The sequence below is a fragment of the Superficieibacter electus genome (genome assembly GCF_002915575.1).
Lineage (GTDB): Bacteria > Pseudomonadota > Gammaproteobacteria > Enterobacterales > Enterobacteriaceae > Superficieibacter > Superficieibacter electus.
In genome coordinates, this window is the sequence record NZ_PQGD01000004.1 from 216168 (window position 1) to 241882 (window position 25715).

The 25715-nt window shown below is 53.7% G+C and carries 20 protein-coding genes; 15 read left to right on the forward strand and 5 right to left on the reverse strand.

Annotation, left to right across the window (positions count from 1 at the left end; genetic code table 11):
* Positions 1-4: 4 nt before the first annotated feature.
* The 10 genes from cysD (at position 5) to CHU32_RS06440 (ending at position 7432) form a co-directional block, all read left to right on the forward strand.
* Complete coding sequence (gene cysD / locus CHU32_RS06395) at positions 5-913, forward strand: sulfate adenylyltransferase subunit CysD (protein WP_103675244.1); 909 nt, start codon at positions 5-7, stop codon at positions 911-913.
* A 9-nt stretch (positions 914-922) separates the two neighbouring features.
* Positions 923-2350, forward strand: a complete 1428-nt coding sequence (gene cysN, locus CHU32_RS06400) for a sulfate adenylyltransferase subunit CysN (protein WP_103675245.1) — start codon at positions 923-925, stop codon at positions 2348-2350.
* On the forward strand, positions 2350-2955 hold the full coding sequence (gene cysC / locus CHU32_RS06405; protein WP_103675246.1) for an adenylyl-sulfate kinase: 606 nt from the start codon (positions 2350-2352) through the stop codon (positions 2953-2955). The genes cysN and cysC overlap by 1 nt, the downstream gene beginning before the upstream one ends.
* Positions 2956-3005: 50 nt before the next feature.
* Positions 3006-3329 (forward strand): DUF3561 family protein, encoded by a 324-nt coding sequence (locus CHU32_RS06410; protein WP_103675328.1) that lies wholly within the window; start codon positions 3006-3008, stop codon positions 3327-3329.
* Positions 3330-3504: 175 nt separating this feature from the next.
* Positions 3505-3816 carry a cell division protein FtsB gene (gene ftsB, locus CHU32_RS06415; protein WP_103675247.1) on the forward strand — a complete coding sequence of 104 codons (312 nt, stop codon included), beginning with the start codon at positions 3505-3507 and terminating at the stop codon, positions 3814-3816.
* 18 nt (positions 3817-3834) lie between these two features.
* Positions 3835-4545 carry a 2-C-methyl-D-erythritol 4-phosphate cytidylyltransferase gene (gene ispD, locus CHU32_RS06420; protein WP_103750808.1) on the forward strand — a complete coding sequence of 237 codons (711 nt, stop codon included), beginning with the start codon at positions 3835-3837 and terminating at the stop codon, positions 4543-4545.
* A complete protein-coding gene (ispF, locus tag CHU32_RS06425; RefSeq protein WP_103675249.1) occupies positions 4545-5024 on the forward strand; it encodes a 2-C-methyl-D-erythritol 2,4-cyclodiphosphate synthase in 480 nt (159 codons plus the stop codon). The genes ispD and ispF overlap by 1 nt, the downstream gene beginning before the upstream one ends.
* Complete coding sequence (gene truD, locus CHU32_RS06430; RefSeq protein WP_103675250.1) at positions 5021-6070, forward strand: tRNA pseudouridine(13) synthase TruD; 1050 nt, start codon at positions 5021-5023, stop codon at positions 6068-6070. The genes ispF and truD overlap by 4 nt, the downstream gene beginning before the upstream one ends.
* The gene (surE, locus tag CHU32_RS06435) at positions 6051-6809 is read left to right on the forward strand and encodes a 5'/3'-nucleotidase SurE (protein ID WP_103675251.1); all 759 of its coding nucleotides are present in this window, start codon (positions 6051-6053) and stop codon (positions 6807-6809) included. Before truD ends, surE begins: the two co-directional genes overlap by 20 nt.
* Complete coding sequence (locus tag CHU32_RS06440) at positions 6806-7432, forward strand: protein-L-isoaspartate(D-aspartate) O-methyltransferase (protein ID WP_103675252.1); 627 nt, start codon at positions 6806-6808, stop codon at positions 7430-7432. The genes surE and CHU32_RS06440 overlap by 4 nt, the downstream gene beginning before the upstream one ends.
* Before the next feature lie 100 nt (positions 7433-7532).
* On the opposite strand, the gene CHU32_RS28545 is transcribed toward CHU32_RS06440, so the two are convergent.
* Entirely contained in the window at positions 7533-7679 is a 147-nt protein-coding gene (locus CHU32_RS28545; protein WP_245880186.1) for a peptidase, read from the reverse strand.
* Here CHU32_RS28545 and nlpD point away from each other — a divergent pair.
* Together nlpD and rpoS are read left to right on the forward strand one after the other, a co-directional pair.
* The gene (gene nlpD / locus CHU32_RS06445) at positions 7609-8700 is read left to right on the forward strand and encodes a murein hydrolase activator NlpD (RefSeq protein ID WP_245880189.1); all 1092 of its coding nucleotides are present in this window, start codon (positions 7609-7611) and stop codon (positions 8698-8700) included. The two genes, CHU32_RS28545 and nlpD, sit on opposite strands and share 71 nt — an antisense overlap.
* A 60-nt stretch (positions 8701-8760) precedes the next feature.
* Entirely contained in the window at positions 8761-9753 is a 993-nt protein-coding gene (rpoS, locus tag CHU32_RS06450; RefSeq protein WP_103675254.1) for an RNA polymerase sigma factor RpoS, read from the forward strand.
* Between the two features lie 50 nt (positions 9754-9803).
* On the opposite strand, the gene CHU32_RS06455 is transcribed toward rpoS, so the two are convergent.
* On the reverse strand, positions 9804-10553 hold the full coding sequence (locus CHU32_RS06455; RefSeq protein WP_103675255.1) for a hypothetical protein: 750 nt from the start codon (positions 10551-10553) through the stop codon (positions 9804-9806).
* A 223-nt stretch (positions 10554-10776) separates the two neighbouring features.
* Between CHU32_RS06455 and CHU32_RS06460 the strand changes: the two genes are divergently transcribed.
* The 3 genes from CHU32_RS06460 to CHU32_RS06470 all read left to right on the forward strand — a co-directional run bounded on the left by CHU32_RS06460 (position 10777) and on the right by CHU32_RS06470 (position 19881).
* Positions 10777-16719 (forward strand): alpha-2-macroglobulin family protein, encoded by a 5943-nt coding sequence (locus CHU32_RS06460; RefSeq protein ID WP_103675256.1) that lies wholly within the window; start codon positions 10777-10779, stop codon positions 16717-16719.
* Between the two features lie 40 nt (positions 16720-16759).
* Positions 16760-19123 (forward strand): penicillin-binding protein 1C, encoded by a 2364-nt coding sequence (pbpC, locus tag CHU32_RS06465; protein ID WP_103750809.1) that lies wholly within the window; start codon positions 16760-16762, stop codon positions 19121-19123.
* 188 nt (positions 19124-19311) lie between these two features.
* Positions 19312-19881, forward strand: a complete 570-nt coding sequence (locus CHU32_RS06470; RefSeq protein ID WP_103675258.1) for a hypothetical protein — start codon at positions 19312-19314, stop codon at positions 19879-19881.
* A gap of 247 nt (positions 19882-20128) precedes the next feature.
* Here the strand turns inward: CHU32_RS06470 and pphB are convergent, their stop codons facing one another.
* The 3 genes from pphB to CHU32_RS06485 all read right to left on the reverse strand — a co-directional run bounded on the left by pphB (position 20129) and on the right by CHU32_RS06485 (position 25682).
* Positions 20129-20785, reverse strand: coding sequence for a protein-serine/threonine phosphatase (gene pphB / locus CHU32_RS06475; RefSeq protein ID WP_103675329.1), 657 nt, complete (start codon positions 20783-20785; stop codon positions 20129-20131).
* A 220-nt stretch (positions 20786-21005) separates the two neighbouring features.
* Entirely contained in the window at positions 21006-23567 is a 2562-nt protein-coding gene (mutS, locus tag CHU32_RS06480; protein ID WP_103675259.1) for a DNA mismatch repair protein MutS, read from the reverse strand.
* Positions 23568-23885: 318 nt separating this feature from the next.
* Positions 23886-25682 (reverse strand): thiamine pyrophosphate-requiring protein, encoded by a 1797-nt coding sequence (locus CHU32_RS06485; protein ID WP_103750810.1) that lies wholly within the window; start codon positions 25680-25682, stop codon positions 23886-23888.
* Between the last annotated feature and the right edge of the window lie 33 nt (positions 25683-25715).

A 25715-nucleotide genomic window follows, 5' to 3' on the forward strand; every position in this document is an offset into this window, starting at 1 on the left:
GGTTATGGATCAAAAACGACTGACTCACCTGCGGCAACTGGAGGCGGAAAGCATCCATATTATCCGTGAAGTGGCCGCCGAGTTTGCAAATCCGGTGATGCTTTACTCCATCGGTAAAGACTCCAGCGTCATGCTGCATCTGGCGCGTAAAGCGTTTTATCCGGGAACATTGCCGTTCCCGCTGCTGCACGTCGATACCGGCTGGAAGTTCCGCGAAATGTACGAGTTTCGTGACCGTACCGCCAAAGCCTACGGCTGTGAACTGCTGGTGCATAAAAACCCGGAAGGGGTGGCAATGGGGATTAACCCATTCGTGCACGGCAGCGCGAAGCATACTGACATTATGAAAACCGAGGGTCTGAAGCAGGCGCTGAATAAATACGGTTTTGACGCCGCCTTTGGCGGTGCCCGCCGCGATGAGGAAAAATCGCGCGCCAAAGAGCGCATTTACTCTTTCCGCGACCGCTTTCATCGCTGGGACCCGAAAAACCAGCGCCCTGAGCTGTGGCACAACTACAACGGGCAGGTCAATAAAGGCGAAAGTATCCGCGTCTTCCCGCTGTCCAACTGGACCGAGCAGGATATCTGGCAGTACATCTGGCTGGAAAATATCGATATCGTGCCGCTGTATCTGGCCGCTGAACGCCCGGTGCTGGAGCGCGACGGCATGCTGATGATGATTGATGACGGGCGCATTGACTTACAACCGGGGGAAGTGATCCAGCAGAGAATGGTACGTTTTCGTACCCTGGGTTGCTGGCCGCTGACCGGAGCGGTCGAGTCGCAGGCGCAAACCCTGCCGGAGATCATCGAAGAGATGCTGGTGTCGACCACCAGTGAACGTCAGGGTCGCGTGATTGACCGCGATCAGGCCGGCTCGATGGAGCTGAAGAAACGCCAGGGATATTTCTGAGGAACCGCCATGAATACGACCATTGCCCAACAAATTGCCAACGAAGGCGGCGTCGAAGCCTGGATGCACGCTCAGCAATACAAAAGCCTGCTGCGCTTCCTGACCTGCGGCAGCGTGGATGACGGTAAAAGCACGTTGATCGGCCGTCTGTTGCACGATACACGGCAAATTTATGAAGATCAGCTCTCGTCGCTGCATAATGACAGCAAGCGCCACGGTACTCAGGGCGAAAAACTGGATCTGGCGCTGCTGGTTGACGGGCTTCAGGCCGAGCGCGAGCAGGGCATCACTATTGATGTGGCCTACCGCTATTTCTCCACTGAAAAGCGCAAATTTATTATTGCCGATACGCCAGGGCACGAGCAGTACACCCGCAACATGGCTACCGGTGCCTCGACCTGCGATCTGGCGATCCTGCTGATCGACGCCCGTAAAGGCGTGCTGGATCAGACCCGCCGCCACAGTTTTATCTCGACATTGCTGGGCATTAAGCACCTGGTGGTGGCGATCAATAAAATGGACCTCGTTGAGTTTAGTGAAGAGACCTTCAACCGCATTCGCGAAGATTACCTGACCTTTGCCGCGCAACTGCCGGGAAATCTGGATATCCGCTTTGTGCCGCTGTCAGCACTGGAAGGGGATAACGTCGCCAGCGCTGGCGATAACATGCCGTGGTATAGCGGCCCGACGCTGCTGGAAGTGCTGGAAACCGTTGAAATTCAGCGGGTGGTAGATGCGCAACCGCTGCGCTTCCCGGTGCAGTATGTTAACCGCCCGAATCTCGATTTTCGCGGTTACTCCGGTACGGTGGCATCCGGAACGGTTAAAGTTGGCCAGCGGATCAAAGTGCTGCCCTCGGGCGTGGAGTCTGCCGTGGCGCGTATTGTGACCTTTGACGGTGATTTAGACGAGGCGGCGGCGGGGGAAGCGGTTACGCTGGTGCTGAAAGATGAAATTGATATCAGCCGGGGCGATCTGCTGCTGGATGCGCAGGCGTCGCTGCCTGCGGTACAACGCGCGGCGGTTGACGTGGTGTGGATGACCGAACAGCCGCTGACGGCGGGGCAGAGTCTGGACATTAAAATTGCCGGTAAGAAAACCCGCGCCCGTGTAGATGCTATCCGCTATCAGTATGACATCAACCATTTGACTCAGCATGATGCGGAAAATCTGCCGCTGAACGGTATTGGCCAGGTTGAACTGACCTTTGACGAACCGCTGGTGCTCGATAAATATCAGGATAACCCGGTGACCGGCGGGATGATCTTTATCGATCGCCTGAGCAACGTTACCGTGGGGGCCGGGCTGGTACATGAAGCGTATACGCAGGCGGTCAGCGCGCCATCGGAATTTAGTGCCTTTGAGCTGGAACTGAACGCGCTGGTGCGTAAGCACTTCCCGCACTGGGGCGCACGCGATTTGCTGGGAGGCAAGTAATGGCGCAGCATGACGATAATGTCGTCTGGCATGCCCATCCGGTGACGGCGGAGCAGCGCGAACAGCTTCACGGGCATCGCGGCGTCGTGCTGTGGTTTACCGGGCTTTCAGGCTCCGGTAAATCCACCGCCGCGGGGGCGCTGGAAGAGGCCCTGCATCGTCTGGGTGTGAGCACTTACCTGCTGGACGGCGATAACGTGCGCCACGGATTGTGCCGCGATCTTGGTTTTAATGATGAGGATCGTAAGGAGAATATTCGCCGCGTCGGAGAGGTTTCTCGTCTGATGGTGGATGCCGGCCTGGTGGTGCTGACGGCGTTTATTTCGCCACATCGTGCTGAACGGCAAATGGTGCGTGAACAGGTAGGTGAAGGGCGTTTTTTTGAAGTCTTTGTCGATACGCCGCTGGCAATCTGTGAAAACCGCGATCCGAAGGGGCTGTATAAAAAAGCCCGCGCGGGAGAATTGAAGCATTTCACCGGTATTGATTCGGTTTATGAAGCCCCGCAAACGCCGGAAATGCACCTTGATGGTGAACAATTAGTAACAAATTTGGTGAGTCGATTATTAGATCTGCTGAGACAGAGCGATATTATCAGATCCTGATACGCTGGAGGACGAAACCATTTCCTCCGGACCAGGTAATGGGATTAGATATGCGCGATAGCCAGAACTTAAGCATCACCACGACTGAGTCGCTGACGGCCCGAGAGGAGACCACATGGTCTTTTCCGGGTGCCGTGGTGGGGTTTATCTCATGGCTGCTGGCGGCAGGTATTCCCTTTCTCATCTATGGCCCCAATACGCTCTTTTTCTTTCTCTATACCTGGCCTTTCTTTTTAGCGTTAATGCCCGTTGCCGTGGTGGTGGGTATTGCGCTCTATTCGCTGTTGAATGGCAAAATATTCTATACCTCTGTGGCAACCGCCCTGACGGTTATCGCGATGTTTAGCATTCTGTTTATGTGGCTGATGGGGTAGATTCTTCCCGAAGCTGAATTATGATAGATCAACGCACTTCGCCTCACGGTTACGTGACATACTTACCTGCGGGTAAAATATGGTACATTTGGCGCGTTCATGCGGTATCGCCCGCCGCCGGGGTAGTGTCCTCGGGCGAGTTATGGGATGATGATGCCGTTTTTCAGGGGGCAGGATGGGTAAACTAACGCTGATATTGCTGGCTTTACTGGTCTGGCTACAGTATTCGCTGTGGTTTGGCAAAAATGGATTACATGATTACAGCCGCGTCAGCGATGATGTTGAGGCCCAGCAAACCACAAACGCAAAATTAAAAGCGCGCAACGATCAACTTTTCGCTGAAATTGACGATCTTAACGGTGGTCAGGAGGCGATTGAAGAACGTGCCCGTAATGAATTGAGTATGACCCGCCCAGGCGAAACCTTTTATCGTCTGGTACCGGATGCGTCTAAACGTAATCTGAGTGCAGGGCAAAATAACCGATAACAGGCCCAGGATCGCAAGATGGCAGCAACTTTTCCCGGCGTTTGTGCCGTGGTCCCGGCAGCTGGCTTTGGCCGCCGCATGCAGACGGAGTGCCCGAAACAATACCTCTCAATTGGTAACAAAACGATTCTCGAACACGCGGTCGCCGCACTGCTGGCGCACCCTCGCGTCCAGCGGGTGATCATCGCGATTACGCCTGGTGACCCACGTTTTTCATTGCTCCCGCTGGCGACGCATCCACAAATTACCGTCGTTGACGGCGGTACCGCGCGCGCCGATTCCGTACTGGCAGGTCTGAACGCCGCAGGCGACGCCAGCTGGGTGCTGGTGCACGATGCCGCGCGCCCCTGCCTGTGTCAGGCGGATTTGCAGCGGCTGCTTATGCTCAGTGAAACCAGCCGGGTGGGCGGTATTCTGGCCGCCCCGGTGCGTGATACCATGAAGCGTGGTGAGCCGGGTAAACCAGCCATCGCCCATACCGTCGATCGTAACGATCTCTGGCACGCGCTGACGCCACAATTTTTCCCGCGAGAGCTGCTAACTGACTGCCTGACGCGCGCTCTTAATGAGGGGGCGGTTATCACCGATGAAGCCTCTGCACTGGAATATTGTGGTTTCCACCCTGAATTGATCCCCGGCCGCGCAGATAACATCAAAGTGACCCGTCCGGAAGATCTGGCGCTTGCCGAATTTTATCTCACCCGATTTCACCACCAGGAGCAGACATAATGCGAATTGGACACGGTTTTGATGTGCATGCCTTTGGCGGCGCAGGCCCGATTATCATTGGCGGCGTGCGCGTCCCTTACGAAAAGGGGCTGCTGGCCCACTCCGATGGCGATGTGGCGCTCCATGCCCTGACCGATGCGCTGCTTGGTGCCGCGGCGCTGGGTGATATCGGTAAACTGTTCCCGGACACCGATCCGGCCTTTAAAGGCGCGGACAGCCGTGAACTGCTGCGCGAAGCGTGGCGGCAGATTCAGGCCAAAGGGTATACCTTAGGCAACGTTGACGTCACGATCATCGCTCAGGCTCCAAAGATGTTGCCGCATATTCCACAAATGCGCGTCTTTATCGCCGAAGATCTGGGGTGCCATATGGACGACGTGAATGTCAAAGCGACGACCACGGAAAAACTGGGCTTCACCGGTCGGGGCGAAGGTATTGCTTGTGAAGCCGTGGCGCTGTTGCATAAGGCAGCCCCATGATTGATTTTGAAAACCTCACATATCTGCTCGGTAAGCCGCAGGGTCACGGGTTGCTGAAAGCGAGTCCGGAAGATTTTCTGGTAGTGGAAGATTTGGGATTTGCGCCGGATGGAGAGGGTGAACACATTCTGGTAAGAGTCCTGAAAAACGGCTGCAATACGCGCTTTGTGGCCGACGCACTGGCTAAATTTCTTAAGATCCCGGCGCGTGAAGTAAGCTTTGCCGGGCAAAAAGATAAGCATGCGGTCACGGAACAATGGCTGTGCGCCCGCGTTCCCGGCAAAGAACTGCCCGATCTCAGCGCGTTTCAGCTCGAAGGCTGTCAGGTGCTGGAGTATGCCCGTCACAAACGTAAACTGCGACTCGGGGCGCTGAAAGGCAATAATTTCACTGTGATCCTGCGTGAAGTGTCGCAGCGCGACGAGGTTGAGCGGCGTTTACAAGCTATTGAGTCCGCTGGCGTACCGAACTATTTTGGCGCGCAGCGTTTTGGTCTCGGCGGCAGTAATATTCAGGGCGCATTGCGCTGGGCGCAAAACGGCGGACCTGTCCGTGACAGGAATAAACGCAGTTTTTGGTTGTCGGCAGCCCGCAGTGCGTTGTTTAATCAGATCGTCAGCGAACGTTTGAAAAAACCAGACTTTAATCAAGTTGTTGACGGCGATGCGCTACAATTAGCGGGACGCGGGAGCTGGTTCGTTGCCGCACAAGACGATCGCGCTGAACTTCAGGGCCGCGTGGACCACCACGAACTGATGATTACGGCGTCCCTGCCTGGTAGTGGCGAATGGGGGACGCAGCGCGAGGCGTTGGCCTTTGAGCAGGCCGCTATTGTGCAAGAGACATTGTTACAGCAGTTGCTCATGCGGGAAAAGGTCGAAGCGTCACGCCGCGCTATGCTGCTTTATCCACAGAAGTTGAACTGGAACTGGTGGGATGACGTAACGGTCGAACTCCGCTTCTGGCTTCCGGCGGGCAGCTTTGCAACCAGCGTGATCAGGGAACTTATTAATACTTCAGGTGATTATGCGAATATTGCTGAGTAACGATGACGGCATCCACGCACCAGGCATTCAGACGCTGGCGAAAGCCCTGCGCGAATTTGCCGAGGTTCAGGTGGTAGCGCCCGATCGTAACCGCAGTGGCGCATCAAACTCGCTAACGCTGGAATCCTCACTGCGCACCTTTGCCTATGACAATGGCGATATTGCGGTCCAGATGGGCACGCCCACCGACTGCGTGTATCTGGGCGTCAATGCGCTGATGCGTCCCCGTCCGGATGTCGTGGTTGCCGGCATTAACGCCGGGCCTAATCTGGGTGACGATGTGATCTACTCCGGCACCGTGGCAGCGGCGATGGAAGGGCGTCACCTCGGTTTTCCGGCGCTGGCGGTCTCACTGAACGGCCATCAACATTATGATACGGCGGCGGCGGTCACCTGCACGCTGTTACGCGCGCTAAGCCGCGAACCGCTGCGTACCGGGCGCATCCTTAATGTCAATGTGCCGGATGTGCCGTTAGATCACATCAAAGGCTTCCGGGTTACCCGCTGCGGCAGTCGGCATCCAGCCGATCAGGTTATTCCACAGCAAGATCCGCGCGGTAATACCCTGTACTGGATCGGGCCGCCAGGCGAAAAGTTTGATTCTGGTCCGGACACCGATTTTGCAGCGGTGGACGAGGGATATGTTTCTGTCACTCCGCTGCACGTGGATTTAACTGCGCACAGCGCGCGCGAAGTGGTGTCAGACTGGTTAACGCGTGTAGGAGCAGACACGCCATGATAAGCAAACGCGTTCAGAGCCTTCTCGATCAACTACGTACTCAGGGAATTAAAGATGAGCATGTGCTTGAAGCCATCGCTCAGGTTCCGCGTGAAAAGTTTATCGATGAAGCGTTTGAACATCAGGCGTGGGAAAACGTTGCGCTTCCCATCGGCCAGGGGCAGACCATTTCTCAGCCCTATATGGTGGCCAGAATGACCGAGCTGCTGGAGTTGACGCCCGAGTGTCGGGTGCTGGAAGTCGGTACCGGTTCAGGGTACCAGACGGCGATCCTTGCGCACCTGGTCCATCACGTTTGTTCCGTCGAACGGATCAAAAGCCTGCAATGGCACGCCCGGCGTCGCCTGAAACAACTCGATCTGCATAATGTTTCCACCCGTCATGGCGATGGCTGGCAAGGATGGCATGCACGTGCGCCTTTCGATGCCATCATTGTGACAGCGGCTCCGCCTGAAATACCGGCAGCGTTAATGTCGCAACTGGCTGAGGGCGGCGTACTTGTATTACCCGTTGGCGATGAACACCAGTATTTGAAGCGGGTGTGCCGGCGGGGAGATGAATTTATTATCGATACCGTTGAGGCAGTGCGTTTTGTCCCTCTGGTCAAAGGGGAACTGGCCTGAGACCCGGATTTATCCTGGTTATTTCACAGGATTTCAGCGTATGGTGAACCTGTTTTCAGTGTTCATACCGCTGCCTTGCACGGTGTTAAGTCACTGGTAGTTAATCTATTCCTGGGGGATAAATGAGCACGGGAAGCCCAAAATTCACCGCAAGCCGCGTGGCGGCATTATCACTGATTTCACTTTGTCTGGCAGGTTGTGGTAATTCGGACAACCCCCCTGCACCGGTCAGCTCTGTTGGCGGCAATCCCTCCGGCACCTCCAGCCAGGATTCGGGCATGTTAATCACGCCGCCGCCCAAAATGGGTAATTCGGCTCCGGCTCCGCAAACGCCGCAGATTCAGCCCATTCAGCCTGTGCAACCTGTCCAAACGCAACCCGCGCCGACGCAACCTGTTGCTCAGCAAAACGTGCAGGTTGAAAATGGTCACATTGTTTACAACCGCAAATACGGCAACATCCCTAAGGGGAGCTATACCGGCGGCAGCACCTATACCGTTAAACGCGGCGACACGCTGTTCTATATTGCGTGGGTAACGGGTAATGATTTCCGCGACTTAGCGCAGCGGAACAACGTAGCAGCCCCATACAGTCTGAACGTTGGGCAGGTGCTTCAGGTAGGGAATTCATCCGGTACACCTATCACTGGTGGCAACGCAGTGACGCAGGCAGATGCAAATGCACAAGGAATTGTCTTAAAACCTGAGCAGAATTCAACCGTGCCTGTTGCGTCGCAACCGACAATTACGTATTCTGAAGACTCAGGTGAACAAAGTGCTAACAAAATGTTGCCTAACAACCAGCCAACGAATAAACCCGTCACGGCACCGGTTACGGCTCCATCTACGGTTAGTACCACTGAACCGACTGTCAGCAGTACGACCACCAGCTCGCCTATTTCGACCTGGCGCTGGCCGACTGAAGGCAACATTATCGAAAACTTTTCTGCCACTGATAACGGCAATAAAGGGATCGATATCGCAGGTAGTAAAGGCCAGGCTATTGTTGCGACCGCAGATGGTCGTGTCGTATACGCCGGGAATGCACTGCGCGGTTACGGTAATCTAATCATCATCAAACATAACGATGATTACCTGAGTGCCTACGCCCATAACGATACAATGCTGGTCCGGGAGCAACAAGAGATCAAGGCGGGGCAGAAAATAGCTACCATGGGTAGCACTGGAACCAGCTCAACACGTTTACATTTTGAAATTCGTTACAAGGGGAAATCCGTAAACCCGCTGCGTTATTTACCGCAGCGATAATCAGGCGGGATACACCAGGCTGGTGTGTGTCGTCCAGGGATCACGGGTAGGAGCCACCTTATGAGTCAGAATACGCTGAAAGTTCATGATTTAAATGAAGACGCGCAATTTGATGAGAATGGAGTAGAGGCTTTTGACGAAAAAGCCTTAGTTGTTGAGGAACCTAGTGATAACGACCTGGCAGAGGAAGAACTGCTATCGCAAGGCGCTACACAACGTGTACTTGACGCAACACAGCTCTACCTCGGAGAGATTGGTTATTCTCCATTATTAACAGCGGAAGAAGAAGTTTACTTTGCCCGTCGCGCTCTGCGCGGGGATGTTGCCTCACGCCGTCGCATGATTGAAAGTAACCTGCGTCTGGTCGTGAAAATTGCCCGCCGTTACGGCAATCGTGGCCTGGCGCTGCTGGACCTGATTGAAGAGGGTAACTTAGGGCTTATCCGTGCGGTAGAGAAGTTTGATCCGGAACGCGGTTTCCGCTTCTCAACCTACGCAACGTGGTGGATTCGACAGACTATTGAACGGGCGATCATGAATCAAACCCGTACTATTCGTTTGCCGATTCACATTGTAAAAGAGCTGAACGTCTATCTGCGTACTGCGCGTGAACTGTCCCATAAACTGGACCACGAGCCGAGTGCAGAAGAGATTGCCGAACAGCTGGATAAACCCGTTGATGATGTAAGCCGTATGCTGCGTCTCAACGAGCGCATTACCTCGGTAGACACCCCGCTGGGTGGCGATTCCGAAAAGGCGCTGCTGGACATCCTGGCCGATGAAAAAGACAACGGTCCGGAAGACACCACGCAAGACGATGACATGAAACAAAGCATCGTTAAATGGCTGTTCGAACTGAACGCCAAACAGCGTGAAGTGCTGGCACGTCGTTTTGGTCTGCTGGGTTATGAAGCGGCTACGCTGGAAGATGTGGGTCGTGAAATCGGCCTGACACGCGAGCGCGTTCGTCAGATCCAGGTTGAAGGTTTGCGCCGTCTGCGTGAAATCCTTCAGGCGCAGGGGCTGAATATCGAAGCGCTGTTCCGCGAATAAAATAAAGTGTTTAAAAAGCCCGCTTGATGGTAAAGCGGGCTTTTTCTTTTTTACACCCGCTGATGCTGACGAAAGTCGCGTAACGTAAATATCTCTTCACATAATCGGCTACTGTCATTTCTCAATATTTCTTCCGGCGTAACAATACTTACCTGTTCATGCAGGCCGTAGCTTTTAACAAACATCACCATATTGAGATTAGGGTGACGATGGCTTGTTTCAACTCTGCGCCAGAGATAGCAGCATGTTTCTCCCGGCGACAGTACCTTTATTGGGGCGGGTGTACTGCCGATGCTCCACATCACACCCTGGGTATCTACATCCGTTACATGACAAAACCGGTCATGGGGAAACTGTTTATGCATATGAAGATAGCGAAAACAGTCATGTTCCCCGCCATAGCGATGTGTTAACACCCTGTCAGGCAGACGCAACCATTCATTCTGTTGGAGAAATTCTTCACCGATGCATACTACCGCCGCGAGATCGGTAGTAAACCAAATTTTATCCATCCCCTGATCTATCGCCGAAGCTGAAATAGTCGGGCGTTGTTCAATAAACGCCATTAGCGGCGGTGGGGGTGTGGCCTGCCTTTTTTTCTGCCAGCGCTCAACACCCATTTTCTGCGCTCGGATGCTGTTCTGCTGCCAAAATGTCCATGAAATGGCTTTAGACGGGCCAGTATAAAAAAACGCATCCGACGGCAGCATTGTCCGCTGGTTGCCTTTGCCCTGAAAGCTCACTTCACGAACAAAAAATTCAATAAATAGCGTTGGCCGTGAAAGCGTAATTTGAGTCATTTCATCCGCCGATAAACCAGGAAAGTGCCACCATCATCCCGATAATGGGTTGTCAGTGTAGTCCGCAGGTAGAACCACCGTCGGCATAGTGCAACACAAAACTTTTTCCAGATGAAGTGTGTTTTCGTACTGCTACTTACATAGTTTTGTATCGTGTAGCGGATTAAAATGATTGCCTCACGGTGTTGATCACTTTATCCCGCCATCAGGGAGCCGCCACGACATGGATTTACTCCGCTTTTTACTTCACCTGCCTTTTAAGATCATCCGGCTCGTCTTTCGCATTCTGGCATTGATATTGTGCCTGCTGGGGCGGTTGGTTAAACCCCTGGTTGGCAATATAGACTGGCGTGCACCCGGCTGGTGGACGGCAATGTCTGGCGGGATAACACGAGGGTTCAGAAGTATGGAGCGCGGCGTGGATGCCCACCCAAAAACCATTGGTCTGACACTTCTGGTCGTCGTGTGCGCCGCCGGGGCGGGAATATATGGCTGGCACTGGTGGCTAAATCGCCCTCAACCGATAGAGCCTGCGCCCATTGTCTATCAAAAGACCACCGTGCGCGTTTCTGGCCCTGAGACGCCGGACTACACGGCCGCGAAACCCGCGTCGCAGGAGGTCATTTTTAATTTCAGCCAGTCCGCCGCACCGATCACTGATATCAATAACGTCGTTAGCAAAGGCATTTCGTTACATCCCGCCGTGGAAGGGCAGTGGAAATGGATCTCCGGGCACACGCTGGTATTTACCCCGAAAAAAACATTGCCAATGGGTAGCCAGTATACGGTCGATTTTGCGCCGGACCAGTTACTGGCGGTGCAGAGCAAGCTGGCAAACACCCACTATGAATTCGCCGCGCCAGCCTTTGATTATTACCTGGATGAGGCCGAGTATTATCAGGACCCCGAAGACCCGCAAAAACACGGTGCAATTTTCAACGTCAGTTTTAACGCCCCTGTCGATGTGGCAACCTTTGAAAAACGGATTTCACTGACGTTAACCGAAGGGAAAAGTAAATCAGCAACGCCACTTCAATATTCCATTGTCTACGATCCGGCAAAATTGAACGCCTGGATTCATTCTGCCCCCCTGAAACTGCTGGATAATGGCGGTTCAGTTAATCTGACTATTAACGAGGGCGTGAAGGCAGTCGTCCCGTCCAGCCCGACACTAATACCTGGCAAAAGCACAGTGAGTGTGCCGTCGCTTTATAGCCTGAAGCTGGAGAGTGCCAGCGTGCAAACCGTCACCAATGATGACGGGGGACAACAGCATGCGCTGATTGTGGCATTCAGTGGTGACGTGAATATCAAAGAAGTACAACGCACGGTCAAAGCCCGGCTATTGCCACAGCACGATCCCAATGATCCCAATGCCCGCAAGGGATCGGACGATTATGCGCACTGGACTATCAATGATGTACAAAATAACGTGCTTGCCCAATCTGTGCCGGTGCAAATCCAGCTTGATGAGCCGGAAAAAGAGTCACAGGCACAGTTTTCATTTCACATTGATGCGCCCGCCAGGCGCTGGATGCTGGTGGAAATTGACAATTCGCTGACCTCATCCGGCGGTTATAAAATGGCGGATAAAGTCTGGCGTGTGGTGCAAGTGCCTGATTTTCCAAAATCATTGCAGTTTATGTCGCGAGGTTCTCTGCTATCGGTCAATGGCGAGAAACAGATCAGCGTTGCTGCCCGTAACGTGTCGGGGCTGCGTCTGGATATCAAACGGGTGATCCCGAGCCAGTTACAGCACATTGTCTCGTTTAAAGATCCGTCATTTTCCTCAGCGGCGATGGACTATCATCATGAAGCTGATTATTTTACCGAGCATTTTCAGTATCAAGCTTCTATCGATGATGATAAACCGGGCGTGGTGCATTATCAGGGGATCGACCTGTCACGTTATCTTTCAGCCGATGCAGCCTCGCATCGGGGGATATTCTTGCTGACGCTGTCGGAATGGACGCCGAAAAAAGATGTTCCGGACAACGAAGAACGTTTCCCCGAAAGCGATTCACGCTTTGTGGTTGTGACTGACCTGGGAATTATTGCCAAACGCGCTCAGGACCAAACCCGGGATGTTTTTGTACAGTCGATTCAGGATGGCACGCCTGTTAACAATGCCAAAGTCTCGGTTATCGGCAGGAATGGCGTTACGTTATTGATTCGGCACACGGATAAAGACGGCCATGTTAATTTTCCGTCGCTCGAAGCGTATACCAATGAACGTCAGCCAGTCATGCTGTTGGTAGAGAAAGCCGGGGACACCTCATTCCTGCCAGTGGGAAATGAGGGCGATTATGACATTTACGATCGCACCCTGGATTTCTCACGCTTTGATACTGGCGGGGAAGAAAACCCGGACGATCCCCGGACGCTGAGCAGCTATTTGTTCTCAGATCGTGGCGTTTATCGACCCGGCGACACCTTTAATATTGGCCTCATTACCCGTGCGGCGGACTGGCAACAGAACCTGAGCGGTGTGCCGCTGCGTGCTGAGATTTACGATCCTCGCAATAAACTCATGCGTACCATTCCGCTAACCCTGGATGCCAACGGGTTTAATGAACTGTCATACACAACGGAAAGTAATGCTCCGACCGGTGAATGGACGGTTTACCTTTATCTGAATGGTCAGGATAATAAATCCTACCGTGAGCTGGGCTATGTCTCGGTTAACGTGAAGGAATTTGAGCCTGATAAACTCAAAGTGAAACTGCATTTAACGCCGGATCGTCAGGTCGGTTGGGTCAAACCCGCTGGACTGGCCGCCAGTATTGATGTGCAAAATCTGTTCGGCACGCCTGCCCAGGGCAATCGCGTCGCCTCGAAATTGACTCTGCGCCCAACCTGGCCCTACTTTAGCCAGTTCCCGCAGTACGCGTTCTATCAGGAAAAGGAGGGAAAGGACGGATTTGAAACCCAACTGGAAGAGCGCACTACGGATGAAAATGGCGCAGCGGCGATCCCGCTGGATCTGCAATCCTATGCCGATGCAACATACCAGCTACAGTTATTGTCCGAAGCCTTTGTTGCGGGCGGTGGACGTTCCGTAACGGCGACGGCGCGGGTGCTGGTTTCTCCCTACGATTTCCTGGTGGGCGTTAAACCTGACGGCGATCTGAGCTACATCAATCGTAATGCCGAACGGCATTTGCATATCATCGCTATTGATCCTGCCCTGCAACAAGTGGCATTAGCGAATTTAAAAACCGTTCTTGTTGAGCAAAAATACATTTCCGTACTGACCAAACAAGAGTCCGGCGTTTATCAATATCAGTCGAAAATGAAGGAGATTCAGCTGGCCGAGCAACCGCTCTCCCTGACAGAGCAGGGCAGCGATCTACTGCTGGCAACGGATAAACCGGGTGATTTTGTTCTGAAAGTAGAAGATGACCAGGGGCATGTACTAAACCGCATTAACTATACTGTGGCGGGGAATGCCAACTTGAGCCGCTCGCTGGATCGTAATGCTGAACTGAAACTCAAGCTTAACAAAGCTGAATATCAGCCCGGTGAGGAGATTGAGATTGCAATTAACGCGCCGTATACCGGTAGCGGCTTGATCACCATCGAAAAAGAGCGCGTCTATAGCTGGCAGTGGTTCCACACCGATACCACCAGTTCGGTGCAGAAAATCCGCATTCCGGAAGGGGTAGAAGGTAACGGTTACATCAACGTGCAGTTTGTTCGCGACATTAACTCCAGTGAAGTCTTCATGAGCCCGTTGAGCTATGGTGTGATGCCGTTCAAAATGAGCACCCGTGCCCGACAAAATGCGCTTGAGCTTACCGTCCCCGAGGTGATTAAACCTGGCGACACTCTGCCCATCACCGTGAAGACCGATGGTCCGCAGCAAGTAGCGCTTTTTGCGGTTGATGAGGGGATTTTACAGGTCGCCCGCTATCGGCTAAAAGATCCTCTGGAATGGTTTTTCCGCAAGCATGAACTGAGCGTGAAGAGTTCGCAAATTCTGGATCTGATCCTGCCGGAGTTTAGTAAATTACTGCAGCAGACGGCGGCACCGGGTGGCGACGGCAGCGGTGGGCTGGACCTCAACGTTAACCCGTTTAAGCGTAAACGTGATAAACCCGTCGCATACTGGTCAGGTATTACGCAAGTCAACGGTGAGAAGCAGTTTGATTACCCCGTTCCGGACTATTTCAACGGTAAAATTCGCGTGATGGCAATCTCCGTCACGCCTGACAAAATTGGCACCGCGCAAACGTCGACTACGGTACGCGATGAGTTCATCATGTCACCGAATGTGCCCGCAATGATTGCACCCGGAGATGAGTTTGATGTCAGCGTCGGCGTCAGTAATAACCTTGAAGGGCTTAACGGTAAAACGGCGGATATTGCAGTGCATCTTGCGGTGTCGCCGCAGCTGGAAGTGGTTGGCGAGCCAACGCAAAGGCTGTCGCTGGCGGAAAAACACGAAGGCGTGCTGAACTTTCGTTTACGCGCCAAAGCGCAACCTGGTGAAGCGTCACTAATATTTGATGCCCGCTATGCAGATAAAACCAGCCATCGTACTATCAGTACCTCAGTACGTCCTGCGATGCCGTACCGAACGCAATCAGTGATGGGGAGGATGAATGGCAGCAATCAGACGATAGAACCGTTGCGGCAGATGTTTGATGCTTACGCCGTACGTAAAGCTAACGTCTCTCATTCGCCGCTGGTGCTGGCAAACGGGTTATCTCAATATTTAACAGACTATCCGTACTTCTGCTCGGAACAAATTGCCAGCCGTTCGGTTCCGCTACTGCTTGCACAACGGCATCCTGAACTGAAAGGCCAGCAGAATCAGGCCGAGAGCCGTAAACAGCTGGATGATATGTTGACCATTCTGCGCTCGCGTCAGAACGATAAAGGCGCAATTGGTATGTGGAACTCGTCTCCTGAAACCGATCCCTTCATCACGCCTTATGTGGTGCAGTATTTGCTGGAAGCGAAGGCGGCAGGTTTTACACTTCCTCACGGAATGCTGGAGGATGCCAATGTTTCGCTACGTGAGCTGGCAGTGAAGCAAAGCGGCGATCTGGACGAGCTCCGCCTGCACGCATGGGCGGTGTATTTGTTGACCCGCCAGGGCGAAATCACGACCGGCATGCTGGCGTCGGTGCAGAACTCGCTGCAAAAACGCTTCCCGGATGAGTGGAAAACCGATCTCAGTGCCGTTTACCTGGCCTCGACGTATCGCTTACTGAAGATGGATGATGAGGCCGATGCACTTTTACAACCGACCTGGAAACAGCTGAATGAAGGCTGGAACGACGCCTGGTGGACGCATAATTATCTTGATCCGCTGGTGCAGGATGCCACGCGTCTGTATTTGATCTCGCGCCATTTCCCGGAAAAAGTGTCTAAAATTCCGCCGCAGGTGCTGGAGAATATGGTTAAAGCGTTGCGAGAAGAGCGCTATACAACCTATTCCTCGGCAATGAGTATGCTTGCCCTGGAGAGCTATTCTTCGCAGGTCGCTGCGCCCCGGACATTGACGGTGGCCCAGGTGAACGGTGATAAATCACTGCTGCTATCTCAGGTTAACGAGCTGTTCGTCGGTGGCGATTTCAGCGCCGAGGCGAATGCCATTCGTATTGACAATAGCAGCGATGCGCCTGCCTGGTATGTGGTTTCCCAGTCGGGTTACGACAAGGCCGCACCGCAGCAGGCTATTTCGCGTGGGCTGGAGATAGCACGCGAATATACAGATGATAAAGGTGAGCCTGTCAGCACCGTAACGCTGGGGCAGACGCTAAATGTGCATCTGAAAATCCGTGCGAACTCGAAAGAAGGCCAAAGCAATCTGGCCATCGTCGATCTTTTGCCGGGCGGGTTTGAAGTGGTACAGCAGACCCCGCCGGAGCCGGATGAGAGTGAAGAGGATAATGGCGGATGGCAATCGCCGCTGGCGGCTTCCGGCTCTACGTGGCAACCAGATTACAGTGATATCCGCGATGATCGGGTCGTTATCTATGGCTACGCCGGACCGGAAGTTCAGGAGTTTGTATATCAAATTAAAGCCACCAATACCGGCAGCTTTACGATCCCACCGGCCTATGGCGAAGCGATGTACAATCGTGAAGTTCAGGCGATGTCGGTTAGCAAGCACAAACTGACGGTGATCCCGGCCCCGACGGGCGTGAAGAAATAAACGGCGGAGCGCATCCCGCCGCCGGGTGGGGTGAAGAGGCATGAGCTATTCGACTGTTATCCGCGGCATAAAACGTCTGGCTGCCAACGTGGCGCTGGGCGTTTTTTTACTCGCGCTGGTACTGCTGGCGTGCCGTCTGTGGCCGCATCCACCACTATCGGAGGACAGACCGCTTTCATCCGTTTATTACGATCGTCACGGGACATTAATGCGCCTTACGCTGGCGAGTGACGATCGCTATCGGATATGGACGCCGTTAGACCAGATATCTGAGCAGGCGGTCAATGGCCTGTTGCTGCATGAAGACCGCTGGTTTTACTACAGTCCCGGCGTAAATCCTTTCAGCTTGCTGCGTGGTTTCTGGCGTAGTTATATTTTGGGCGGCAGAATGCAGGGCGGCTCGACGATAACCATGCAACTGGCGCGTATGCGCTGGCAACTGAATACCCGTACCCCGTCCGGTAAAATTTTACAGGTACTGCGTGCCTTACAGCTGCAATTGTGTTATTCCCGGCACGATATCCTTGAAGCGTATCTGAACACCGCCCCCTATGGCCGTAATATCGAAGGCATTAGTGCGGCGAGCCTGATTTATTTTAATAAAGTACCTAAAGATCTGACGTTACCCGAGGCGCTGACGCTGGCCGTGCTGCCACAGTCCCCGCGCTATCGGCTGGGCGCTAACAACGCGGTAGTGAGCGACCGCCTGATGCAGGCGCGTAATCGCCTGTTCCGCCGCTGGCAGGATCATTATCCGACCGACCCTAACCAGCGTGCGCTTTTTCGACTTCCGCTTGCACTGCGGCAACCAGAACAAATGCCGTATATCGCGCCACACTTTATTGAACAGTTTCGACAACAATATCCGCAGTACAAGCGCCAGGACACGCGTATTAATACCTCGCTTGATGCCCGTTTACAGAAGCTAATTGAACGGCAGGTGAAGGCGTTTATTATCCGTAATGAACGCCATGGTATTCATAATGCCGCCGTCCTGCTGGTGGATTACCGGGATATGGGCATCCGGGCGCTGGTAGGGTCGGCGGATTATTATAATCGTCAGATTCAGGGGCAGGTGAACGGTACTAACGCCAGGCGCTCGCCAGGCTCGACACTTAAACCCTTTATTTATGCGCTGGGAATGGAGCAGGGGGTATTGCATCCGGCCACTATACTGAAAGATGTGCCATCGACGTTTGGCTCCTGGGCCCCGGAGAATTTTGACCGCCGTTTCCTCGGCCCGGTCAGCGCAACGGACGCCCTGAATTTCAGCCGTAATATTCCTGCGGTGTACGTTGCCTCACAACTACGTCAACCGACGTTTTATAAGTTCCTGCAGCTTTCCGGCATTGGCAAACTGCGCAGTGAAAAGCACTATGGCTTGTCACTGGTATTGGGCGGCGGTGAGCTGACCATGCAGGAGATGGCGAAGCTATATGCGTTGCTGGCTAATCGCGGCTTATTACAACCTTTGCAAATCCAAAAAACGACGCCAGCTTTCTCGCCAGTTCGCCTGCTCAGTGAGGAGGCCAGTTTTATGACGCTGGATATACTGCGTCAGCATCGTCGTCCGGGCGATACGCTGGCACAACAGCCTTCGACATTGCCGGTCTACTGGAAAACGGGGACATCATGGGGATTTCGCGATGCGTGGAGCGTGGGGATTTTCGGTCCTTACGTGCTGGTGGTATGGGAAGGCAATTTTAATAGCCGGGGCAATAATGCGTTTGTCGGTGTGGATGCCGCTGCGCCGCTATTTTTTAATATCATAGACAGTATTAGCGCCAGTTACCCAGATTTGCAGGAGCCCAAACGTCCCTTTCCCAAAAAGCTCAGGCGCGTCGACGTGTGCCTGATTAGTGGAAATTTGCCGACGCGATGGTGTCAGCAAAAAGGTAAAACCTGGTTTATTCCCGGCAAATCACCGATTAAAGTCGATACGGTTTATCGCCCGGTACGAATTGATAAACAAACCGGTGATGTTGCCTGCCCGCCTTACGACCCTGATAAAACCCGAACCGAAGTGTTCGAATTCTGGCCGTCAGATTTAGCCAATGTCTTTGCACAAGCAGGCTTACCAAAACGCCAGCCGCCGGTAAGTCATTGTAAAAATGATGATGCCGAAGTGGATGGTACACCACCACAGATCACCTCGCCGCTGAAAAATACGACTTATACGCTTCGACAATCGCAGCAAGGACGCGATGAGATCGCGTTTACTGCCATGACTAACGCGGACAGTAACATCGTGTACTGGTTTGTTGATGATATTTACCTCGGCAACTCCGCCAGCACATCGACATTACGCTGGCGTCCCGTGAGCCGCGGACAATATCGCGTTCGCGCTGTTGATGAGCGCGGACGCGCAAGTAGCCGGTTGATCAAAGTGGAAATTATTAATTAGCATTCATTGCGCTTCACCTGCTTGCGGGAGCGAAATATGACAGGCGATAATTTGAACGATTATGGGTAACTCTATTATCTCATCTAATAACGCGTTATTTTCCAGAGTATGCTGCCGCAGAGGATGAGCGGCAGCATCTGGCGGCATTGCCGCTGGCGCAGCGAATCAGTGCGTTGATGGAGAAAATTATGGGTACGGCAGAAATGGGGCACCTGACGCGTGATGAGTATGAATCGCTGCTGAAACAGTCGGGAAAGGAGGCTATCCCCTTTTTGACAGCCGCTATTCGCAATAAAACGGGAGATACCTGGATCGCCTGTAAATTACTGGCAGAAATTAATGAGCCTGTGGAAGAGGCGATTACGGCGTTGACCGAGACGCTGGATGATTGCGGCGCAGACGATAGCGAGCGTGGCTGGGCAGCATCAGCGCTGGCGAGGCTGGGACATACGGATATACTTGCTGCACGGATAGAGCAAATACCTGAAGATATTATCGCTCGGGGGCTGGCTGCACCCTATACGGCTTTTCGCGACCAGGGACGTTATCTGCCGCTGGATTATCAACCTCTTGAACAGATACTCAAACAATTTCCGCACATAGCAGATGCCGTTGCGAAAAACCTCACGCCGGGCTGTAGTTATTGTGAAATCAAACCCGAAGAGGCCAGTGCAGCGCAGGCGGGACTACAATCCTCGTGGGCATTTATTCGCTACCATGCCGAAAATGTGCTGGAGGATCTGCAAGACAACCTGTAACTATGCCGGTTATGGCAGGTAGCGTTAACGCGTTCTTGCCATTTCAGTACAGCATTATTATCCGGACGCGTAGCGAAATTTTCGCCTGATTCTTCACGTATCCTGTCGTGTTTTAGTGAAGATTACCTTGTCTTCATTAACGGCAATAATAATCACAGATCCACGCCTCCTGGGGAAAACCCTTCCTGTGGTAGAACATCCAGGCAGCGCTAAAATCAGCCAGTCCGGATGTTTCGACCAGCGGCAGTTACTGCAATTGATAAAATGCCAGCTTGCCTGACGTTGACGAGCCGATATCAATGTAAACCTGATTAGCAAACGTCTGCACATGGTCAAATATCATATGACCAAAAATAAAGGTATCTGCACCGGCGATCCGGCGGGTACGGTTTTCCAGAGACTGAAGGACGCGCTCTACTGACCACAGTACAATATTAATATCGACTGCTTTATTAAAGCGATATGAGTCACCCGGATAATCGGCATGGGCGATGACCTGCTTTCCTCTGGCGGTATCGATTTCAATAATATGCGGCAGCGAGTGGAAACGTAATAACAGCGCAATGGCCTCCTGCTGCTCTTCTTGCGTAAGCTTAAAAAACCACGCGCCGCCGTTACCCAGCCACATATTGCCGTCCTGGGTGGCAAACGCATCCAGCGCCATCGCTTCATGATTCCCCATCACAGAAATAAACCATGGCTCGTTAAGCAGTCGTAAAACATCCATATTTTCCGGGCCGCGATCGATATTATCGCCAACGGAGATGAGTAAATCTTTTTCCCGGCAGAAGCCGATTTCAGTGAGGCGTGATTGTAATAATGAATAACAGCCATGAATGTCACCAACGACCCAGATATGCTGCCAGTCTGATGAATTAATTTTATGGTAGCGTACAGAGGACATGTCATTCCCGATAGACGTGAAACAGGCTGGCATTATAACATTTCACGCTTTTTGGTGCTTCTGATTTTCCTTACTTTCAACCCGATATTAAATAATCAGGATTATTATATTGTTGCTATATAGCGATATTACGCGCCAGAAATAGTCAATGTCACCCTATAGCCACATTTTACTTATCAGCGATAGTCTGCCCGATGGCTTTAGCCACCGGGCAGGTGTGTTACACCAGGTTTTTCAGCCGATAGAGCCACTCCAGCGCCTGACGCGGAGTCAGGGTGTCCGGATCAAGGTTCTCCAGCGCCTCTATCGCCGGACTGGTTTCCTCTGCAGGGGCCAGCAGCGACATCTGGGTGCCATCGACCTGCGTGGCGGCAGCATTCGGCGAGAGACTTTCCAGCTCGCGCAGTTTTTGCCGCGCGCGCTTAATCACCTCTTTCGGCACGCCAGCCAGCGCGGCGACCGCCAGGCCGTAGCTCTTGCTTGCCGCGCCGTCCTGCACGCTGTGCATAAAGGCGATGGTATCGCCGTGCTCCAGCGCGTCAAGATGGACGTTGGCGACGCCTTCCATTTTTTCCGGTAGCTGGGTCAGCTCGAAATAGTGGGTAGCAAAAAGCGTCAGCGATTTGATGCGATTCGCCAGATTCTCTGCACAGGCCCACGCCAGCGACAGACCGTCGTAGGTTGAAGTGCCACGCCCGATTTCATCCATCAGCACCAGGCTGTGTTCGGTGGCGTTATGCAGGATATTGGCAGTTTCGGTCATCTCCACCATAAAGGTGGAGCGGCCAGAGGCCAGATCATCCGCCGCGCCGACGCGGGTAAAGATGCGGTCAATTGGCCCAATCTCCACTTTTTGTGCCGGTACATAGCTGCCGATATACGCCAGCAGGGCAATGAGCGCTGTCTGGCGCATATAGGTACTTTTCCCCCCCATATTCGGACCGGTAATGATCAGCATCCGGCGCTGAGGTGAGAGTTTTAGCGGATTGGCAATAAAGGGCTCATTCAGCACCTGTTCCACGACCGGATGACGACCTTCTTCAATACGAATGCCGGGTTTTTCGCTAAATGTCGGGCAGCAGTAGTTGAGCGTATCGGCGCGCTCTGCCAGGTTGACCAGAACATCCAGTTCAGCCAGCGCGGCGGCGCTTTGTTGCAGATCGGCCAGATGCGGCAGCAGCAGATCGAACAACTCCTCATAAAGCTGTTTCTCCAGCGCCAGCGCTTTACCTTTAGAGGTGAGAACTTTGTCTTCGTATTCTTTCAGTTCAGGGATGATGTAGCGCTCGGCGTTTTTCAACGTCTGGCGGCGGACATAATTGATGGGAGCCAGATGACTCTGACCGCGGCTGATTTGGATATAGTAGCCGTGAACGGCATTAAACCCGACTTTAAGCGTGTCCAGGCCGGTACGTTCGCGCTCGCGGATTTCCAGGCGATCAAGATAATCTGTCGCCCCGTCAGCCAGCCCACGCCACTCGTCCAGCTCTGCGTTATAGCCCGGAGCAATCACTCCACCGTCGCGCACCAGCACCGGTGGAGCATCAATAATCGCCCGCTCCAGCAGGTCACGCAGCTCGCTGAACTCGCCCATTTTGTCCCGTAGCACCTGTACCGGAGCGCTGTGAACATTTTCAAGCTGCGTGCGCAGTTCTGGCAACTGCTGGAAGGCATAGCGCATGCGGGCTAAGTCCCGTGGACGTGCGGTGCGCAGCGCCAGACGCGCCAGAATACGCTCCAGATCGCCGACCTGACGCAGCACTGGTTGCAGTTCGCCAGCGTAATCCTGCAGTGCGCCGATGGTTTGCTGACGGTCGGTTAACGTATTGATGTCACGCACCGGCATATGCAGCCAGCGCTTCAGCATCCGGCTGCCCATCGGCGTAACGGTGCGGTCCAGCACCGAAGCCAGCGTATTTTCCACGCCGCCCGCGAGGTTCTGGGTGATCTCAAGATTGCGGCGGGTAGCGGCATCCATAATGATGCTGTCCTGCTGACGCTCCATCGTAATAGAACGGATATGCGGCAGGGCAGTGCGTTGAGTATCTTTCACATATTGCAGCAGACATCCCGCGGCACACAGGCCGCGCGGCGCATTTTCCACGCCGAAGCCAATCAAATCGCGGGTGCCAAACTGCAAATTAAGCTGCTGGCGGGCGGTATCGATTTCAAATTCCCACAGCGGGCGACGACGCAGGCCGCGACGGCCTTCAATCAGCGACAGTTCGGCAAAATCCTCGGCATATAACAGTTCCGCAGGATTAGTGCGCTGCAGCTCGGCGGCCATCGTCTCACGGTCCATTGGCTCGCTAAGGCGAAAACGGCCGGAGCTGATATCCATTGTTGCATAGCCAAAGCCTTTGCTGTCCTGCCAGATGGCCGCCAGTAAATTATCCTGCCGCTCCTGCAACAGCGCCTCATCGCTGATGGTGCCGGGCGTGACAATGCGCACTACTTTGCGCTCGACCGGTCCTTTACTGGTGGCCGGGTCACCTATCTGTTCGCAGATAGCCACCGACTCGCCAAGATTCACCAGTTTTGCCAGATAGTTTTCTACCGCATGATGCGGCACGCCGGCCATCGGGATTGGCTCTCCGGCAGAGGCCCCGCGTTTGGTCAGCGAGATGTCCATCAACTGCGAGGCGCGTTTCGCATCGTCATAAAACAGTTCGTAAAAGTCGCCCATCCGGTAAAAAAGCAGAATGTCCGGATGCTGAGCTTTCAGCTTCAGATACTGCTGCATCATTGGGGTGTGGGCGTCGAAATTCTCTAATGTGCTCATCGGGTTATGATGTCCATGTTCTTAACTTTTAACGAGGCCGTGGGATTTATTCTGTTCATTGATGTTCACTTAACCTCATGACGTTCTGCCTAAAACAGAGAAACTAAAAGGCGGGGATGTGCTTTTCACTGGTGGCATATCGCCTTATCCCGGCATCGACATCTCTGTTGATAAATGCGCAATGAGCATGATAACGGAGTATTGAAGGCAGGAAAACAGCGGGGTGGAATTGACAGGATTAGCGTCGGCTGACGTGTCGGCAGTGTTAATAAAGCGCCGCCGCCGGTATTGCGGGCGGCAGCGACTGACGCCGTATTGTCAGGATTTTTTGCCGGGCAGGATCTCATTGACGATCTGGCTGGCGGTATCAGCAAACACCTTCCCGGCAGAGCGGTCTCCTTTCGCCATTGACGCCATAAACCCTTTCGCCTGTTTCAGGGTAATATGCGGCGGCAGCGGCGCGACGTCCGGGTCGGTTTTGACTTCCAGCACCACCGGGCGATCGGCGGCCAGCGCCTCCTGCCAGGCGCTTTGCAACCGCTGTGGATCATCAACGAAAATCCCTTTGAGTCCCAGTGATTCAGCAAAACCGGCATAGCTGACATCCGGAATATCCTGAGTCGCCTCAAAGCGTGGATTACCTTCCATCACCCGTTGTTCCCAGGTGACCTGATTAAGATCCTGATTATTAAATACGCAAACAATCAGGCGCGGATTGCTCCAGCCCTGCCAGTATTTCTGGAGGGTGATCAGCTCTGCCATATTATTCATTTGCATCGCGCCGTCTCCGACTAGCGCCACGACAACCTTGTCCGGGTAAGCGAACTTGGCGGCGATGGCATAAGGGACTGCTGCGCCCATACAGGCAAGCCCGCCGGACAGCGAGGCGCGCTGCCCCTGTTTCACTTTATAATCACGGGCAAACCAGTTGGCGCAGGAGCCGGAGTCGGAGGTGATAATGGCGTCATCCGGCAGCAGCGGCGACATTTCCCATACCACGCGCTGCGGATTGACCGGTGTGGCATCGGCCAGCGCGCGTTCTTCCAGCGTCTGCCACCACGTTTTTACGCCTTTAGCTATCTCTTCCTGCCAGTTGCGATCGTCTTTATGCTCGAGCAGCGGCAGCAGCGCGCGCAAGGTCTCAGCGGCGTCGCCGTGTAAATTGACCTCAACCGGATAGCGCAGTCCCAGCATCGCCGGATCGATGTCGATTTGCACGGCACGCGCCTGTCCCTCTTTTGGCAAAAACTCCGTCCACGGGAAACCGGTGCCGATCATCAGCAACGTGTCGCAATCCATCATCATGTCGTAAGATGGTTTTGTCCCCAGAAGGCCGATAGAGCCAGTAACGAAGGGGGCATCATCCGCCAGCACGTCTTTACCCAGCAGCGCTTTTGCTACCCCTGCGCCAAGGACATTAGCCATTTTCACCACTTCCAGCGCCGCGCCGCGTGCGCCAGCGCCCACCAGGATCGCGACTTTCTTACCGGCGTGTAAGATATCCGCGGCCCGCTGGAGATCCTGCTGATAAGGCACCACTTTTGGCCGCTGATAGCCTGTGCCGGAATGGGTAAAACCATGCACATGCGGTGGGTCCTGCCATGGCTCATCCTGAATATCCTTCGGCAGCACCAGTACCGTCACGCCATTTTGCGCTACCGCGATACGAACACCGCGATCCACCAGATGGCGTAACTGAGCAGGAGAGGCGACCTCCTGCACAAAGTTCGCCACGTCGGCAAATACCCGATCGAGGTTGAGCTCCTGCTGGTAACTTGCGCCGCGTGCAGTCACTTCCGCCTGGCCGGTAATGGCAAGTACAGGAACGTGATCCATCTTCGCGTCATATAATCCGGTCAGCAAATGAGTGGCTCCCGGCCCGCCGGTGGAGAGACAAACGCCCAGTTCGCCGGTGAATTTAGCATGGCCTGCCGCCATAAACGCCGCCATTTCTTCATGTCGCACCTGAATAAACTCGATCCCGTCGCCCGTCTTATTCGCGCGTTGCAGCGCGCCGAGCACGCCATTGATCCCATCGCCGGGATAACCATAAATACGGGTAACGCCCCACGCTTTCAGACGCTCAATAAAGAAATCGCTGGTCATTTTCGCCATCGTGTTGCCCTTAACAATAAAAGTGGTCAGTTA

Excerpts from the sequence above, each read along its gene's own strand:
- cysD (WP_103675244.1), top strand. The coding sequence starts at position 5 with ATGGATCAAAAACGACTGACTCACCTGCGGCAACTGGAGGCGGAAAGC.
- cysN (WP_103675245.1), top strand. The coding sequence starts at position 923 with ATGAATACGACCATTGCCCAACAAATTGCCAACGAAGGCGGCGTCGAA.
- cysC (WP_103675246.1), top strand. The coding sequence starts at position 2,350 with ATGGCGCAGCATGACGATAATGTCGTCTGGCATGCCCATCCGGTGACG.
- CHU32_RS06410 (WP_103675328.1), top strand. The coding sequence starts at position 3,006 with ATGCGCGATAGCCAGAACTTAAGCATCACCACGACTGAGTCGCTGACG.
- ftsB (WP_103675247.1), top strand. The coding sequence starts at position 3,505 with ATGGGTAAACTAACGCTGATATTGCTGGCTTTACTGGTCTGGCTACAG.
- ispD (WP_103750808.1), top strand. The coding sequence starts at position 3,835 with ATGGCAGCAACTTTTCCCGGCGTTTGTGCCGTGGTCCCGGCAGCTGGC.
- ispF (WP_103675249.1), top strand. The coding sequence starts at position 4,545 with ATGCGAATTGGACACGGTTTTGATGTGCATGCCTTTGGCGGCGCAGGC.
- truD (WP_103675250.1), top strand. The coding sequence starts at position 5,021 with ATGATTGATTTTGAAAACCTCACATATCTGCTCGGTAAGCCGCAGGGT.
- surE (WP_103675251.1), top strand. The coding sequence starts at position 6,051 with ATGCGAATATTGCTGAGTAACGATGACGGCATCCACGCACCAGGCATT.
- CHU32_RS06440 (WP_103675252.1), top strand. The coding sequence starts at position 6,806 with ATGATAAGCAAACGCGTTCAGAGCCTTCTCGATCAACTACGTACTCAG.
- rpoS (WP_103675254.1), top strand. The coding sequence starts at position 8,761 with ATGAGTCAGAATACGCTGAAAGTTCATGATTTAAATGAAGACGCGCAA.
- CHU32_RS06455 (WP_103675255.1), bottom strand. The coding sequence starts at position 10,553 with ATGACTCAAATTACGCTTTCACGGCCAACGCTATTTATTGAATTTTTT.
- CHU32_RS06460 (WP_103675256.1), top strand. The coding sequence starts at position 10,777 with ATGGATTTACTCCGCTTTTTACTTCACCTGCCTTTTAAGATCATCCGG.
- pbpC (WP_103750809.1), top strand. The coding sequence starts at position 16,760 with ATGAGCTATTCGACTGTTATCCGCGGCATAAAACGTCTGGCTGCCAAC.
- CHU32_RS06470 (WP_103675258.1), top strand. The coding sequence starts at position 19,312 with ATGGGTACGGCAGAAATGGGGCACCTGACGCGTGATGAGTATGAATCG.
- pphB (WP_103675329.1), bottom strand. The coding sequence starts at position 20,785 with ATGTCCTCTGTACGCTACCATAAAATTAATTCATCAGACTGGCAGCAT.
- mutS (WP_103675259.1), bottom strand. The coding sequence starts at position 23,567 with ATGAGCACATTAGAGAATTTCGACGCCCACACCCCAATGATGCAGCAG.
- CHU32_RS06485 (WP_103750810.1), bottom strand. The coding sequence starts at position 25,682 with ATGGCGAAAATGACCAGCGATTTCTTTATTGAGCGTCTGAAAGCGTGG.